Source organism: Pseudomonas crudilactis (assembly GCF_013433315.1).
GTDB classification, from domain to species: Bacteria; Pseudomonadota; Gammaproteobacteria; order Pseudomonadales; family Pseudomonadaceae; genus Aquipseudomonas; species Aquipseudomonas crudilactis.
This window is the reverse complement of the sequence record NZ_WXVV01000037.1, coordinates 1-14,301: the sequence shown is the minus strand read 5'-3', so window position 1 is coordinate 14,301 and position 14,301 is coordinate 1. Positions and strand designations below refer to the sequence as shown.

The 14,301-nt window shown below is 52.9% G+C and carries 16 protein-coding genes; 5 read left to right on the top strand and 11 right to left on the bottom strand.

Annotated elements, in window-relative coordinates:
- The first annotated feature begins 21 nt into the window (after positions 1 to 21).
- The 4 genes from GTU76_RS28780 (at position 22) to GTU76_RS28765 (ending at position 5,133) form a co-directional block, all read left to right on the top strand.
- Positions 22 to 627, top strand: a complete 606-nt coding sequence (locus GTU76_RS28780) for a glutathione S-transferase (RefSeq protein WP_016982987.1) — start codon at positions 22 to 24, stop codon at positions 625 to 627.
- Positions 628 to 629: 2 nt separating this feature from the next.
- Positions 630 to 1,742 carry a DNA alkylation repair protein gene (locus GTU76_RS28775; protein WP_180700173.1) on the top strand — a complete coding sequence of 371 codons (1,113 nt, stop codon included), beginning with the start codon at positions 630 to 632 and terminating at the stop codon, positions 1,740 to 1,742.
- A 127-nt stretch (positions 1,743 to 1,869) separates the two neighbouring features.
- A complete protein-coding gene (locus tag GTU76_RS28770; protein WP_095049991.1) occupies positions 1,870 to 2,988 on the top strand; it encodes a phospholipase D-like domain-containing protein in 1,119 nt (372 codons plus the stop codon).
- Positions 2,989 to 3,063: 75 nt separating this feature from the next.
- Positions 3,064 to 5,133, top strand: a complete 2,070-nt coding sequence (locus GTU76_RS28765; RefSeq protein WP_180700172.1) for a P-loop ATPase, Sll1717 family — start codon at positions 3,064 to 3,066, stop codon at positions 5,131 to 5,133.
- A 122-nt stretch (positions 5,134 to 5,255) separates the two neighbouring features.
- On the opposite strand, the gene GTU76_RS28760 is transcribed toward GTU76_RS28765, so the two are convergent.
- The 8 genes from GTU76_RS28760 to GTU76_RS28725 all read right to left on the bottom strand — a co-directional run bounded on the left by GTU76_RS28760 (position 5,256) and on the right by GTU76_RS28725 (position 12,184).
- The gene (locus GTU76_RS28760; protein ID WP_095047418.1) at positions 5,256 to 5,654 is read right to left on the bottom strand and encodes a hypothetical protein; all 399 of its coding nucleotides are present in this window, start codon (positions 5,652 to 5,654) and stop codon (positions 5,256 to 5,258) included.
- A gap of 589 nt (positions 5,655 to 6,243) precedes the next feature.
- On the bottom strand, positions 6,244 to 6,903 hold the full coding sequence (locus GTU76_RS28755) for a DUF2931 family protein (protein WP_180700171.1): 660 nt from the start codon (positions 6,901 to 6,903) through the stop codon (positions 6,244 to 6,246).
- Positions 6,903 to 8,444 (bottom strand): DUF2235 domain-containing protein, encoded by a 1,542-nt coding sequence (locus GTU76_RS28750; protein ID WP_180700170.1) that lies wholly within the window; start codon positions 8,442 to 8,444, stop codon positions 6,903 to 6,905. The genes GTU76_RS28755 and GTU76_RS28750 overlap by 1 nt, the downstream gene beginning before the upstream one ends.
- Before the next feature lie 136 nt (positions 8,445 to 8,580).
- Positions 8,581 to 8,943, bottom strand: coding sequence for a DUF6124 family protein (locus tag GTU76_RS28745; protein ID WP_016982978.1), 363 nt, complete (start codon positions 8,941 to 8,943; stop codon positions 8,581 to 8,583).
- A gap of 578 nt (positions 8,944 to 9,521) precedes the next feature.
- Complete coding sequence (locus tag GTU76_RS28740; RefSeq protein ID WP_180700169.1) at positions 9,522 to 10,001, bottom strand: GNAT family N-acetyltransferase; 480 nt, start codon at positions 9,999 to 10,001, stop codon at positions 9,522 to 9,524.
- Positions 10,002 to 10,014: 13 nt separating this feature from the next.
- On the bottom strand, positions 10,015 to 10,227 hold the full coding sequence (locus GTU76_RS28735; protein WP_180700168.1) for a DUF4287 domain-containing protein: 213 nt from the start codon (positions 10,225 to 10,227) through the stop codon (positions 10,015 to 10,017).
- A gap of 103 nt (positions 10,228 to 10,330) precedes the next feature.
- Complete coding sequence (locus GTU76_RS28730) at positions 10,331 to 11,209, bottom strand: tetratricopeptide repeat protein (RefSeq protein WP_180700167.1); 879 nt, start codon at positions 11,207 to 11,209, stop codon at positions 10,331 to 10,333.
- Positions 11,210 to 11,272: 63 nt separating this feature from the next.
- Positions 11,273 to 12,184 (bottom strand): tetratricopeptide repeat protein, encoded by a 912-nt coding sequence (locus GTU76_RS28725; RefSeq protein WP_180700166.1) that lies wholly within the window; start codon positions 12,182 to 12,184, stop codon positions 11,273 to 11,275.
- A 119-nt stretch (positions 12,185 to 12,303) separates the two neighbouring features.
- On the opposite strand from GTU76_RS28725, the gene GTU76_RS28720 reads away from it, so the two are divergent.
- On the top strand, positions 12,304 to 12,462 hold the full coding sequence (locus tag GTU76_RS28720; RefSeq protein WP_246376169.1) for a hypothetical protein: 159 nt from the start codon (positions 12,304 to 12,306) through the stop codon (positions 12,460 to 12,462).
- A gap of 28 nt (positions 12,463 to 12,490) precedes the next feature.
- Here the strand turns inward: GTU76_RS28720 and arsH are convergent, their stop codons facing one another.
- Genes arsH through GTU76_RS28705 form a run of 3 tightly spaced genes read right to left on the bottom strand, consistent with a single transcriptional unit; the run spans position 12,491 to position 14,026 of the window.
- A complete protein-coding gene (arsH, locus tag GTU76_RS28715; protein WP_175554648.1) occupies positions 12,491 to 13,186 on the bottom strand; it encodes an arsenical resistance protein ArsH in 696 nt (231 codons plus the stop codon).
- A 9-nt stretch (positions 13,187 to 13,195) separates the two neighbouring features.
- Entirely contained in the window at positions 13,196 to 13,666 is a 471-nt protein-coding gene (locus tag GTU76_RS28710; RefSeq protein WP_175554649.1) for an arsenate reductase ArsC, read from the bottom strand.
- A 12-nt stretch (positions 13,667 to 13,678) separates the two neighbouring features.
- Positions 13,679 to 14,026: a metalloregulator ArsR/SmtB family transcription factor gene (locus GTU76_RS28705; RefSeq protein ID WP_110720477.1), complete on the bottom strand. Its 348-nt coding sequence runs from the start codon at positions 14,024 to 14,026 to the stop codon at positions 13,679 to 13,681.
- Positions 14,027 to 14,301 lie beyond the last annotated feature (275 nt).

The following is a 14,301-nucleotide window of genomic DNA, read 5'->3' as shown; positions in this document are numbered from 1 at the left end:
TTTGACTTGAAGGAACGCGTCATGAAACTGATCGGCATGCTGGACTCCCCTTACGTGCGCCGCGTGGCGATCTCCGCCAAACGCCTAGGCATCGACCTCGAACACGAGTCGGTCTCGGTGTTCCGCCACTTCGAGCAATTCCAGCAGATCAACCCGGTGGTCAAAGCGCCCACGCTGATCCTCGACGACGGCGTGGTCCTGATGGACTCGACCCTCATCCTCGACTACCTCGAAGCCAGCTCCGGCAAAAGCCTGCTGCCGACCGACCTGAAACAACGCGCCCACGCCCTGCGCCTGATCGGCCTCAGCCTCGCCGCCTGCGAAAAAGCCGTGCAGCTCTACTACGAACGCAACCTGCGCCCGGCCGACATTCAATACCAACCGTGGGTCGAACGCGTCGAAGGCCAACTCGCCGCCGCGTTCACCGCCCTCGAGCAAGAACTGGAAAAAACCGGCCTGCCCACCGACGGCACCCTCACCCAGGCCGGCATCAGCCTCGCCGTCGCCTGGAGCTTCACCGACCTCGTCGTCCCCGACCAGATCGACACCCGCCGCTACCCTCACATCGCCCAATACACCGCCTACGCCGAAACCCTCGAAGCGTTCGTCAGCACCCCGATGACCTGACCATGAGCACCACCGACACCGCCGCCCCGGCGTTAAAGGAAATCTTCAACGCCGAGCGCTTGCAACACATCGCCAGCGAAATGAGCGCCGTGTACCCGGCGTTCAAGGCCAAGGCGTTTCTCAAACACGCCCAGGACGGACTCGCTGAATTATCAGTGATGCAACGCATGGCCCGTGTCAGCGAAAGCCTGCACGCCGTGCTGCCGCTGGACTACGAAGATTCCCTCGAAGTGCTTTTCGAACTCGCACCAAGGCTGAACAGCGGCTTCGTCAGCATGTGTTTGCCGCACTACGTCGCCATCTACGGCGGACATGCGTTCGACACCTCGATGGACGCCCTGAAGTACTTCACCACCTTCGGCTCCTCCGAATTCGCCATCCGCCACTTTCTGCGCAGCGACCTCGAGCGCTCGCTGGAATTGATGCACGACTGGACCCGAGACGAAAACCACCACGTCCGACGCCTCGCCAGCGAAGGCAGCCGCCCTCGCCTGCCTTGGTCGTTTCGGTTGGACGCGGTTCAGGCCGATCCGCAGTTGGCCGCCGGGATACTGGATCGGTTGAAGGCGGATGAGAGTTTGTACGTGCGCAAGTCCGTGGCGAATCATTTGAATGATGTGACGAAGGTGCATCCGGAGTGGGTGTTGGACACGATTGAAGGTTGGTCGTTGGAGAACAAGCATACGGGCTGGATTGCTACGCATGCTTTGAGGAGTTTGATCAAGCAGGGGGATTTAAGGGCGCTGACGGTGATTGGTGCAGGGGCGAAGGCTGAGGTTGAGTTGTTGGATGTGCGGGTTGAACCGGCGGTGGTTAGGTTGGGGGAAGCGATTACGTTGTCGTTTGTGGTGAAGTCGACCGTGGCGCATGAGCAGCGGTTGGTGATTGATTATGCGATTGACTATGTGAAGGCGAATGGTGGGATTTCGGCTAAGGTTTTTAAGTTGAAGATGGTGGTGTTGGCGGGGTATGGGAGTGAGGTTGTGGGGAGGCGCCAGGTGATTAGGGATTTTACGACGCGAAAACACTATTTTGGGCAGCACCTAGTACATGTACTGGTAAATGGAGCTAAATTGGCGAACTCATCTTTCGCAGTTAGCGCTGAACAAGCCTAAAAAGCAGTCCTTTTACTTGTGCCTTAAGCAAACGGTAAGACTGAGAAGGAGCACTTACCTTGACAAAAAAACAATTTGACAATCACCCCAAAAAGCGAAGCCTTGAGAAAAACTCAGGCCCAACGAAATGCTGATCTCCAACTTTGATAGCAATAACAATCACATGAGCCACACCAAAAAGCTATTAGAAGAGTGTAAAGATCACTTTATTATTGCTTCTCCTTTTTTAGCCTCCAACATGTCGGAGTTCCTGAAAAATTTTAATTTCTCAAACCTTAACACCATCGAACTTATTACAACGCTAAGACCTTATAGCGAAGAACAGCTAACGAAACCATATCAAATCATAGCCTTCTATAATTTTTTTTCACAAAACCATCCTAAAATAAAATTAAACATCCACATCAGCAACAAATTACACGGCAAGATTTATTTATCAAAAAGCCAAAAAACAATGATTTTAACATCAGCAAACTTCACCAACAATGGACTAGTAAGCAATCACGAGTGGGGGTTCCTTACGAAAGATGAAACCATCATCAACAAGACTGCCACAGAACTATTCCACCACATTGAATACAAAGAGCTTACCTTACACCAATTACTGAAGGCGTGCATGTTTTCAGAGCAATACAAAAAACTCAACCCTGAATGGGTCACCCTTCCAGATATATCGTGCGATATTCTCAAAAGCATTTATAGCGATACAAGCGCGAACAACACAACCACCCAATATTTTCTTAAACCGATCGGTCACAGTGAAAGACCTGTAACACTTAATGACCAACAAGACTTTTCAGGATTGCACCAGAACTTACACTTTTCTAAGAAAAAACCAAAAGGCTTGAGAAAAGGCGACATAATAATCACTACTGCTGTAGGCGCGGGATCAATATTATCATACTTCCGAATAACCGGCGGCCTACAATATGTCGCTGATGCACAAGTAAAAATAGAACCTTGGGTCCAAAGATGGCCTTGGTATCTGGAAGGGCGTAATCACTCACCGAAATTTGGAGGGTCGTGGTGGATACACGATTTAAAACGGCAGGATCTACTTGACGAATTTAGACAAATCCATCCAAACACAGCCATCACCAATGCCGGCGGCTTTAGCTTAGGAACCATTAACATGGGAAGTGACAAGGTCAAAATCACAAAGGAGTTTGGGGAATTCTTGATAGAAAAAATCAATTCGATTGAAAAACAACTCAACTCCGAACCTTACCTACAACATGAAAACTAGACACTTATAAAAATCGCATTCACCAAGGCAGCATAAGCTCTCTCACTTAAGAAAAAAAACAGCAAGGAATAGAGAATGAAAGGAAATATACTTGGTGACATCCGAGCAGAGCATGATGCAAAGATGCTCGAAACCTCCTTCTGGCCGACTACGGACTACAAATCTTTATTAGAGTCTAACGACAGATGCGTTATAGTTGGGCGCCGCGGGACAGGAAAGAGCGCATTAGTTTACATGCTTTCTAAACACTGGCACAGCAAACCAAAAACACACACAATCACCATAACGCCAGTAGAAGAGCAAATAATTGGATTAAGAGATATTGTCTCACTGTTTGGCGAGAACTACCTACACATTAAGGCAGGAAGCAAACTTGCCTGGCGTTATGCAATCTACATGGAGATCATTTCCGAGATAAGCGATCACTATAAACTGCAAGGTAACTTGACGGACCCTACTGCATTAAAGCACCTCAGCATCTGGGGTGCAAAGCGGCAAAACATCAGTGGAAAAATAAGAAAAAAACTACTCAGCATACTGGAAAACACAAAGGACCAGTCTCCGGCTCGTCGAATATCAGAGCTCTCAGATGGCTTCGAACTTGATGAATTGGAAGACGCAATTCTCGAAGCGCTAGAAAGAAATAAATTTCAGTTTGTTATTTTTGCCGATAGATTAGATGAAGGTTACACGCCAGATGATGTAGGCGTCGCTATTGTAGACGGTTTCATTCAATCAGTTATCGATATAAAACAGACCTTCAAAGAACGAGTAATAGCCTTCGCATTCGTCCGAGACAACATACACCGCGCCATATCTAAAATGGACCCAGACTTTACAAGAAATATTGAAGGACAAGTACTCAGACTACACTGGGACGAGTACAATCTATTCAACTTGGTCTGCAATCGAATTCGATCAGCTTTTGATTCAAAGATAGAGAATAACACCCGACTATGGAATGCCTATACAGCAAACAGCCTCCAGTCCAGCACTGGCTTCCGTGAAGCACTAAAACTCACTCTATATCGGCCTAGAGACATACTTGTTTTGCTCAATGACGCCTTCCTGCGTGCTTTTGTTCAAGATCGAGATAAAATTATAATCGACGATATAAATGCAACAGCAAATACAATCTCACAAAACAGACTAAATGACTTGCTCAAGGAGTACGAGACAGTATTTCCAGCCCTGGACGTGTTCACATCGCTATTCTCAAACAAGAAACCAGACTACCAAGTCTTAGAGACCGCAAAATTAATCACAACTGCAATGGCATCCCCAGTACTTGAAAGCAAAATAAAGCAACAGGATATCCTTCTCCTTGAAGGGCCCATTCAAGTTATCCAGCGTCTCTACAGCATTGGGTTTTTAGGACTTTACAACACACAGTCGTCTTCGTACGTATTTTGCCATGACGGAAAAGAACCTGAAAAAGATTTTTCAGAAAGTTCTAAGATATTAATTCACCCTTGCTACTGGCTAGCACTAAGCATCCAAGAATTTGATATTGACAGCAATGCAGCCGAAGACATTCATGACGAGTACGACATAGAAGTTAGCTCTGTTTCGGAAGAACAGCGCAAACAACGAATTGGATCACTACTCAAAGATTTGAGCGAGATACCTGAAGGAAAAGCCGGAGCTGTCGACTTTGAGGCATGGTCTTTAAAGGCAATTAAAATACTTTTCGCAACAAACCTTGCAAATATCGAATTGCACGCCAATAAAAATGGACTTCAGCAAAGGGATATTATCGCCACCAATCTCGCTGACTCAGGAGTTTGGTCTCGAATCCTTACAGATTATCAAACACGGCAGGTCATCTTCGAAGTCAAAAACTATCGAGATTTGACATCATCGGACTATCGCCAAGTTAACGGCTATCTTTACAAAGACTACGGGCGATTAGCATTCATCATCAATCGAGATTTCAACGACAACCTCGAAAAACACAGAGAGCTACAATGGGCGAAAGAAATCTATGACAATCACAACAAAATAATAATAAAAATTTCACATAAATTTCTAGAGCGCCATCTTTCAAAAATGAGAAGCTTACAAAAGCACGACGAAGCAAATAAACAACTAAGCAAACTGATCGATCTTTACATCAGAACATACCTAACGCACAAATCGCGATAAACAATAGACTTAAACCAAGGATAGAGCGCTATTAAACTGGGTCTCCTTTTTCTCCTTAATCGGTTGAATCCTTACCAGATATTATATAAAAAAGGGGACTGATTTATTTTCTGAGAAATAAATCAGCCCCCTTTTTGCTCAGTTCCCTTTTTGCTCTTTTTGCTTTGAACTTCTGCGCAATTGGTATAGAGGAAGTGATTCGCCATACCTCGATCTACCCACGCTCGGGTAGCTCTGTCGACGATGCGGTGTGTCTGCGTGATGTCTAGCTGATTGCGTGTGGAGTGGGTGAAGGTCGGCATGCTCCATCGTTCGGTGTCGATAGGAACATCGAATTCGAACAGATGGACATGTGGGCCTTCACCTCGATAATCCTTGATTGCTGCATTGGCTACCTTTCTGATATCCCTTGCTTGAGTCCGCATGACGGCATTCAGAACCACAATACAGTGGGCCTTGAGCAGTGCGAGCAGCTCTTCAATTTCAACTTCAGCATCATTGCTGATAAAGACCTCGTGCAATCTGCCTCTCCATTGATACAACTTTGCTCACATCGCTCCGGTACTGCGCCTGTGCGCGTTTCTGGTTCCAAAGAGTTAGATCGACCGAATTTAGCACAACGTGCGCGTGATTCACTGCCATTCGTGCACACGTTCCGCAGGAATGATTGGCCAGGCAGAAAACCGGGACAGATTTATTTTTTGAATATCACCCATTGAGATCTATCTGTTCATAAGCCCCTACCTCCATCTTATAGACGGATATCGAGGATGCACCAAGTTTGGATTGTAAAAAGCCTACAAGAATTCTGAGGTTGCAGTTTTCATACATAGAGGTCGGACGTACTACCGTTACCTTGCCAAGATCACTATCGTAAATTCTGACGTGAAACTCATCCATTTCATTCCGAATCACGTAGTTGAAACCACGGTACTCATATCCCGCGTCGTGGTCGACATCATCGAAGCGTGTAGTGTTTACAATTCTCAAAATGAATTTCCATGATCCGACTAGCGCCAACCAAATGTGTTGCGACGTTCAGGTGACGTACGAGAACAGCCTCGTGAGGCGCTTCATCCAGGGTGAGATTGGAGGTCAGAAGCACGCTGCTCACCAACTACCGTAAGGGATACCGTACTTCTCAATGTACTGCTTTGCCTTTTCACTCACAGGATAAGCGTAACGCCCTTCGTTCTTACCTTGGCTCGGCCCTAGCGGCTCAATTTCTGCCTGCGCTCGAGCGACTTTGACCGGGTGGTGGCAAGAGTCTCTTACCCAAACCTGCACAACACCACCGGGGGCCAACCCTAAATAAACCGACGCCATAAATCTCGCTTCCTGACCAGGCGTCTGCGGGCAACGTTGATTGACGGACGCCACCATCAACTGCCTAGCTTCCTCTGGGATTTCTACCCATGCCTGCCACGTTTTCTGTTCGACAATCGATTGCCAACGGACCCAGATGCGGACAGGCAAATCTGCGCCCACCACTCTCCTTCCGCTGCCGCCTACCCCACCTGTCCAACCTCGGGCGGACTCCGTTCCATCTTCAGGCTCTCCCCCCGCAGCGGTGCCGCCGCCGGTTTTGTAGAAAATCCTGCCGTTAATGTCTTGAACAGAACTGTTCTCTACCCAGACCTTCATGTAGTCCGGCTCGGTAAACGCCAACTCCCACCACTCGGATTTCGGGTCATTTTTTGCTGAAAGTGGATCCGCGGACTGGCACCCAGTAATGAACAGCGCGCATAGCAGGGTAAAAAATACTTTCATCACCAAAGTTTCCAGTCAGCTACATGAGGGTGTTGTACGCGTATCGAGTCCGGCGTCGGGGCATTGATGTAAACGGCACGGACGCCACTGCCATCTCTGCGCCCGAGAGGATGGTTCCAATTTGCAGACATGTGCATGTACTTCAGCTTCAGCAATTGGTCTTCTTGGATTGAGGTGTCGTAACTACCCGCCAGAAATCGATCACACAGCGCTTGAAGCTCTGCGGGCACTGCCAACTCAGGCGTATCGGGAATGTCTTGAAACCGAACGCCCTTCTCTTTTGCCAATCGGTGCATCACTCGTAGATATACCCTGGAGAGCAAGCCACTCACAGGACGTTTCAGTTGCACTGCGGCATATACGCGCTTCATGCGTGGGCTAAGCCGATCCTGCAGATCAACTGGCAGTAGAAGCGCTTCAGGCGTAACGATCTCCAGCATCTCTGCTGGCCATCCTTTTGCGAGCCACTGCCCCTTCACCGTCACGGCATCACGGTAGATCGACGTAGTGGAGACATCGGTAAATTGCGACACTTCAAGCGTTTGCATCGGACTGACGAGCACGCACTCTTCGACCTCATCGCGGTAGCCACCGCCGATGTCGGAATGAACCCCGGGCAGAGTTATTTCCAAGTGATCCGCTTTAACGCGGCTCAGAGCGAAGTTGGCCCGATATTCGTCACGCGCGGATAACTGCACGACATCAGTGAAGAAGCGGCGGTCGAGGTAAAGTTTGATTCCTGTTGCGATGGGACTTTTGATATCCCCCAGATTCGACCAGCCAGCAATGGATGGCACCGTATCAAAAAGGCCAATAAAACCCATGTTGATGCTGCTTTTGTACTCTTCGATGAAGGTCCGGCTGAGGGCATTGGCGTTGCTGCGCAACACTTCCCCGAGTGGCCCCTGCTTTCCACGTACGACCTCGTTGGCAAAGTGTCTTGCTGCAGCAGCACCACGACTGAAGCCGAACGCATCAAAGGTCAGGGACGTAATTTCACTATTGGGATTGTTGTCCAACACGTCCTTGATACGCGTTTTGATCTCTGCGAACGACAACTGAACACGGCCCGCCACGCCTGTTTCGCCTCGGCCAGTACCACCACCTAACGTACTGTCCTTTTTGCCTGACTCAGTTCCTATTCCCTCGATGTAAATCATCCGGAACGCTTGCTTCTGCGAACTATCCCCTTCGGCCCTTTGAGGTGCGAAGTACAGTTCGCTCAATTTCTGAACATTAGTGGTGCTATTGGCGTAGCTGCTGTCCGGATCCCTCATATAGGGCTGACAACTAGCAGGAATATCTTCCGGCGCAATCGGATGCTGCGCCCCACACAGCAATCCAGCCGCCGTGTTATTCGCATTATTCCCAGTGCCATCAAAGAAAACCCCAATCCTCAACGCGATCCCGATTTTCTCAGGTTCGCGCGCAGGTTCTTTCCCGTGTTTCTCATATTCCGCCCAACGCTGGGCGTGAATATCGACGGGTTTGGCTTCTTCGTAGCGGTGGTTTTTCGGGGGGTTGGGTACGTAGCCACTCATCCGTGATTCCTGGTTCTGATCCTTGAGAACGGCCCGAAGGTTGACAGCCGAGGCTGGGGGGCGCAAGCCGTGGCCGTGTGCCAGCCAGGGTGTGACAGCGGGGTTCGACGAGGGTTTCCCCTCGTCGGGGCGGGGGTTAGCTGGCGATTTCGACGTTATCCAGCGCTTGGTTGACGGCGATTTCACCGAGCATCACGACTTGGGCGATGCCCAGTGCGGTTTTGCGGTGCGGGGTGTCGAGCATGGCGGCGAAGTTGAGGAGCATTTCGCTGGCGGAGCCGAGGGTTTCGCTGGCGTTGGCGAGCAGGGATTCGCTGTTGTACTTCGGGTTGGCGAGGTACATGCGTTCGGGTTGCTGGGTGCTGGCCATGATTTGGCTGGCGGGTTTGAGGTAGTGGTCGAGGGCGCGTTCGGCGGCTTCGTGGAATCGCTTGGAATCGGGGGATTCGTAGGGGGATGTGGGGTCGGTTTCTGGTGGGTTGGGTGTTGGTTTGATCATTGATGAAGCTCCTACGTCAAAAAAAGGAGCCATCACTCTCGCTACCAAACGAGGGTGGCGGCCATGCGCAGGTTGGTAGACCGGGACGTAGAAAACCGGCGCGCCCGAAGACGCCCTGTGCATGACCACCATAAAAGCCGTGTCGAACAGACACTGCGAATCATGATGCTTATGCAATCTACGAAAACTCAGGGCTACCAAACCCGATCACTGTTTTTCAGCGACCGACAGACGATAGAACCCGCGACCTAGACGCACAAGCCGGCGGATTCTGGCTTAGTCGTAGGTAACGGCGCAAGGCGTTGTAGGGTTTTGGTGGTTACTTGAGGCTTCGTTTAAACAGTGGTGGTTTTTACTGTTTATTTCGGTCAGTGGTTGATGGGGTGATTGGGTGGGCGTCTTCGCGAGCAAGCTCGCTCCCACAGGGGATTTGTGGTCGGCGCGAGACTTGCTGTGGCTGGGCTGGTGTCTTCGCGAGCAGGCTCGCTCCCACAGGTTTTGTGTTGGGCTTGAGGTTCGCGGCGGCCGGGCTGGCGTCATCGCGGGCAAGCCCGGCTCCCACAAGGATTGGGGGATGATTAGGGTCGGCGGCGTGTCATGTTGATCAGCGCTGTGCGTCCACCATTTGGCGCCGGGCGCTCTTCAATGGAGAACGGGACGAAGCCGAGTTTTGGGTAGAGCAGCAGGCCTGCGGTGTTTTCGTTGAAGCAGGACAGTTGCACTTCCTTGGCCTGGTATTTTTCGAAACCTACTGCGGTCATGGTCTCGACGATGTATCGCGCAACCCCCTGGCCTCGGGCGTAGGGCGCGACGATGACATTGCCGATGCAGCAGATGCCATCGTGCTCAGCGCGGTAGAAGTTGGCGAAGCCGACGAACTCGCCGTTAGCCAGAAAAGCCGTGGAGTCGAAGCGCTGGCTGATCGCGCTGTGCATCTGCTCTTCCGTCAGCGGGAAGTTGGCTTTCGGGAACATGAAGAACAGCTCTTGTTCGCCCTGGGGAAAGCTGCACAGGGTGTTGACGTCGTCGGCCGTCACTGGCCGGTGGGAGAAATTCATCGCTGCCCTGCCCTCACTTTTTACCCGCCAGATGATGCGCAACCAAGGCGTTGGCATGGCCGTGGCCCATGCCGTGTTCTTCCTTGAGCCACGCCACCAGTTCCATGTGTTTCTTGTCGGTGTTGCCGGCGAGCAGGATCAGCCAGTGATCGATGGTCTGGCCGTATTTTTTCTCGATGGAGGGGAAGTACGACGCCGGGCCTTTTACCTTGTTGTCTTCGCTCATGCTGCAAGCTCCCTGTGGTCACGACGGAGGGTCGGCGGACACTCCTTGTCGGCAGGTCATAGAGTGGACGCGAGAGACTGTTCCGGCAAGTGGCCCGGCCAGTTCAGTTTACTCCGACCTTGACCGGAAACTCTGACGACCAGGACTCCTGCCCGGCCTTCAAAATCGGCTGCGCCGGGTAGCGGTATTCGCTGAGGGCCTTGACCACCGCTTGGTCCACGTCGTTGTTGCCGGAGCTTTCGACCAAGGTGATGTGCGGCACCAGCGAACCGGGTTTGCCTTTCGCCTCCAGCGTGACGGGCTTGCTCGCGGAGCCGGGTTTGATCTGTCTGTTCAACAGCAACTCGGTATCGTGTATCGCTGCTGCGAGGCTGTTGCCGACGCCGTCGTACCATTTTTCGTTGTAGCGCTGTGTCTGCTCGGTGGTCAGCGTCAACACCTGGGCGCGGACCCGCTGCACACCGGCCCATGCCTTGTCATCGATGTGCTGAGTGGCATTGAGGTAATGCGTCAGCGCCCCGGACAGATCCTGTGGGCCGCCTCGACCCTCTTCCATCAACCTTGCCAGCGCGAACTCGCTGTAGATGCTCTGACGATGCGTGAGCGCCAATTGATAAAGCCGTCGCGCTTCGACAGCATCGGGCGCCTGACCGCTGCCCTCATCGGCCATGCGCGCCAGCTGCTCATACCCGGCGCCATCCACGACAGCGACAGACTCATACAGGGCCCGGGCCTTGCGCACATCTGGTGATAAGCCGCCACGACCAAACTCATACAACACGCCAAGCGCAATCTTGCACTTGAGGTTGCCGTTGCTGCTGGCTTCGCGAACATAGTCGAGGTGTTCAGTGGAAAGGTCTTTCACACTCGAGAACACCATGCAGCGGGTGCCGGTGAGGCTTTCTTCCTGAGGATTGGGTGGAGTGGACTTGCAGCCTGCAACGAGGATCGCGATGGCCAGAAAAGCAACCGCCTTATTCATGTGATTCATCCGGAATTCGTCCTTGAATGGCACGCTTGGAAATGATTTTGGCAGGGTGGAGGCTTACTTGTTTCTGCTCTCGTTGAACCTCTGCAGCGGGCTCTTACCGTCCGTCCTGACAACCGGGATCGCCTGATAGCTCTTCTGGCCTGGTGGCAGGATCGGGTCGCCGGGAAAGCGATAGTCGCTAAAGGCTTGCATGACTCTCTGATCAAGGGCGATATCGCCCGAGCTTTGTCGTATCGAAACCACCGGTGCCAAGGCGCCGGGGGTGTACTCCAGTTGCACTTGCACCGATTTGCTCGCAGATGTCGAGTTGACGTTGTTCTCCAGAGATTTCTCTATGACTTCAACGCGTTTTCTGAGGCCGCTCTGCACACTGCTGACAAAAATTTTGTTGTAGCGCTGTTGCTGCTCGATCGTCAGAGCCAAGCCTTTGCCGCGCAGGCGTTCAATGCCTTGCCAAGAGGCATCGCCGAGGTATTGCGTGGCGTTGAAGTAATGCGTCAATGCGCCTTGCAGATCCTGCGGGCCGCCTCGCCCTTCCTCCATGTATTTGGCCAGTTTGGCTTCACTGCGCCGCTGTTCGGGCTTGCTCACAGCTCGCTGGTAATACTGCCGTGCATCGATGTCATTGACCGGCCCGCCGATGCCCTCTTCGGCCATGCGCCCAAGTTGGCCGTAGGCGTCGGGGTCTTTATCGGCTACGGATTGATAGAGGGCTTTGGCTTTGGAAATGTCCTGGGGCACACCGCGCCCCTTCTCGTATAGGTCGCCCAGCATGATCGTGCACGGCAGGTTGCCGCTCTGACTCAGATCGCGGATGTAGCTGACTTCCAGCGAGCTAATGGATTTATCGTCCCAGTAAGCGAAGCAGCGCAGATTGGAGAGATCTGCGGTCTGGGTAGAAGAACTGCTGCTTTTGCAGCCAGCAACGAGGGCAGTAAGCGTCAGTACAGCAACAACCTTGTTCATGAACGGCATCCGTTGAAATCGTGCAGATTTCATCGGCAGGCAGGCGCTAAACCTGAGGGCGTCGGTTACTCGACAACTTCAGAAAAGCCCGTTGGAGCAGGCTTGCTCGCGAAGACGTCGTGTCAGCCAAGATCATCAACACCATCGCCACGCAGTTGGGCGGGCGGATCACTTTGGTCAACCGCGCTGAGGGCGGCCCGCGTGCGACCTTGTCGATTACCGACGGGCAACCGCGCCCAGCATCGCAACGCAGCACCCGCGAGCCGCCGCAGAGTTGAGTCCGCCCTCCCTTGTCGAGGGACAGCCTTAAATCGAACGCTGATTCACCCGCGCCATCAATTGCTCGGCACTTTCCTTGCGCTCGGAGTAGCGGTCGACCAGATGCGCCTGTTGATCGCGCAGCAGCACGGTGAACTTCACCAGTTCTTCCATCACATCCACCACACGATCATAGAACGGCGACGGTTTCATCCGCCCGGTGTCGTCGAACTCCATGTAGGCCTTCGGCACCGAGGATTGATTAGGGATGGTGAACATGCGCATCCAGCGCCCCAACACGCGCAACTGGTTGACCACGTTGAACGACTGCGAACCGCCGCAGACTTGCATCACGGCCAGGGTTTTGCCCTGGGTCGGGCGCACCGCGCCGAGTTCCAGCGGGACCCAGTCGATCTGCGCCTTGAACACCGCAGACATCGCGCCATGACGTTCGGGTGAGCACCAGACCTGGCCTTCCGACCACAGCACCAGATCGCGCAGTTCCTGCACCTTGGGATGGTCGACAGGGACGTCGTCGGGCAGTGGCAGACCGGACGGGTTGAAGATGCGCGTTTCGGCGCCGAAGTGTTCGAGCAGGCGCGCGGCCTCCTCTACCAGCAAACGGCTGAACGAGCGTTCGCGGGTCGAGCCGTAGAGCAGCAGGATGCGCGGTTTGTGCGCGTCCGCTTGCGACGGTTTGGCGTTATCGAACAGATTGAGATCGAGGTTGGGCAGTTCTGACATAAATCCTCCTTAAAGCGTGCCGATGCGGTCGAGCTCAGCCTTGAGTTGATCGCGGCTGAGCGAGTGGAAAGGCAGATCGAGGAAGGCCTGACAGCGTTGGCCGATGCGCATAAGGGTGGCGTGAAAAGCCGCGTCGACAGTGGCTTCGTCGCCCTTCACTTCGGACGGATCTTCCAGCCCCCAGTGGGATTTCAGCGCCGGGCCGAAGTACACCGGGCAGGTCTCGCCAGCGGCTTTGTCACATACGGTGATGACGATGTCTGGCGGGTTGCTTTCGAAGGCGTGGTTGCCCTTGCTGTGCAAACCATCAATGGCGATGCCATGCTTTTGCAGGGTCAACAGGCTGCGCGGCAAGACCTGGCCTTTGGGAAAGCTGCCGGCACTCACCGCTTCGAAACCTGGCGGCGCCAGATGATTGAACATGGCTTCAGAGAGGATGCTGCGGCAGCTGTTGGCCGTGCACATAAACAGGATTCGCATGGTTCTCCTTCCTCAGCAGCACGCGGTTTCACGGACAGGACGACCGTCCATATTCTGCAAACGGGCGGCGTTGTCCTTGAGCCAATCGGCATTGGCTTTGGAGGTGACTTGCAGGATTTCGCGCACCCACGCCGGCAGCTCCGGATTGAGCCGGTAATAGACCCACTGGCCCTGACGGCGATCGAGCAGCAAGCCATTGCTGCGCAGTTGCGCGAGGTGGCGGCTGATCTTCGGCTGGCTGTCGCCGAGTGCGCACATCAACTCGCAGACGCAGAGTTCACCTTGATCGGCGATGAGCAGCATGGCGCGGACGCGGGTTTCGTCAGCGAGGCTTTTGAAGACTTCGGTGGGGGTGATCATGGGACGGGCTCGATACATACGGAAATTCGAATATACGGATATCCATATGTAAATCAACCCGGAGATGACACACATCTCGAGTGATATGCGCATACCCCCTGTGGGAGCGAGCCTGCTCGCGAAGGCGGTGGGTCAGGCGAGATTTGCGTATCAGATACACCGCTTTCGCGAGCAGGCTCGCTTGTATGGTAGGACTTGAAGGGAGGAGGAGGGACAAGGCTCGATTCTGACTGTTAGCGCAGTACAGACCGTGGGAGATTTCACCCTCCTCCTTT

Coding starts and splice junctions, on each gene's coding strand:
- GTU76_RS28780 (WP_016982987.1), top strand. CDS start 22: ATGAAACTGATCGGCATGCTGGACTCCCCTTACGTGCGCCGCGTGGCG.
- GTU76_RS28775 (WP_180700173.1), top strand. CDS start 630: ATGAGCACCACCGACACCGCCGCCCCGGCGTTAAAGGAAATCTTCAAC.
- GTU76_RS28770 (WP_095049991.1), top strand. CDS start 1,870: ATGCTGATCTCCAACTTTGATAGCAATAACAATCACATGAGCCACACC.
- GTU76_RS28765 (WP_180700172.1), top strand. CDS start 3,064: ATGAAAGGAAATATACTTGGTGACATCCGAGCAGAGCATGATGCAAAG.
- GTU76_RS28755 (WP_180700171.1), bottom strand. CDS start 6,903: ATGAAAGTATTTTTTACCCTGCTATGCGCGCTGTTCATTACTGGGTGC.
- GTU76_RS28750 (WP_180700170.1), bottom strand. CDS start 8,444: ATGAGTGGCTACGTACCCAACCCCCCGAAAAACCACCGCTACGAAGAA.
- GTU76_RS28745 (WP_016982978.1), bottom strand. CDS start 8,943: ATGATCAAACCAACACCCAACCCACCAGAAACCGACCCCACATCCCCC.
- GTU76_RS28740 (WP_180700169.1), bottom strand. CDS start 10,001: ATGAATTTCTCCCACCGGCCAGTGACGGCCGACGACGTCAACACCCTG.
- GTU76_RS28735 (WP_180700168.1), bottom strand. CDS start 10,227: ATGAGCGAAGACAACAAGGTAAAAGGCCCGGCGTCGTACTTCCCCTCC.
- GTU76_RS28730 (WP_180700167.1), bottom strand. CDS start 11,209: ATGAATAAGGCGGTTGCTTTTCTGGCCATCGCGATCCTCGTTGCAGGC.
- GTU76_RS28725 (WP_180700166.1), bottom strand. CDS start 12,184: ATGAACAAGGTTGTTGCTGTACTGACGCTTACTGCCCTCGTTGCTGGC.
- arsH (WP_175554648.1), bottom strand. CDS start 13,186: ATGTCAGAACTGCCCAACCTCGATCTCAATCTGTTCGATAACGCCAAA.
- GTU76_RS28710 (WP_175554649.1), bottom strand. CDS start 13,666: ATGCGAATCCTGTTTATGTGCACGGCCAACAGCTGCCGCAGCATCCTC.
- GTU76_RS28705 (WP_110720477.1), bottom strand. CDS start 14,026: ATGATCACCCCCACCGAAGTCTTCAAAAGCCTCGCTGACGAAACCCGC.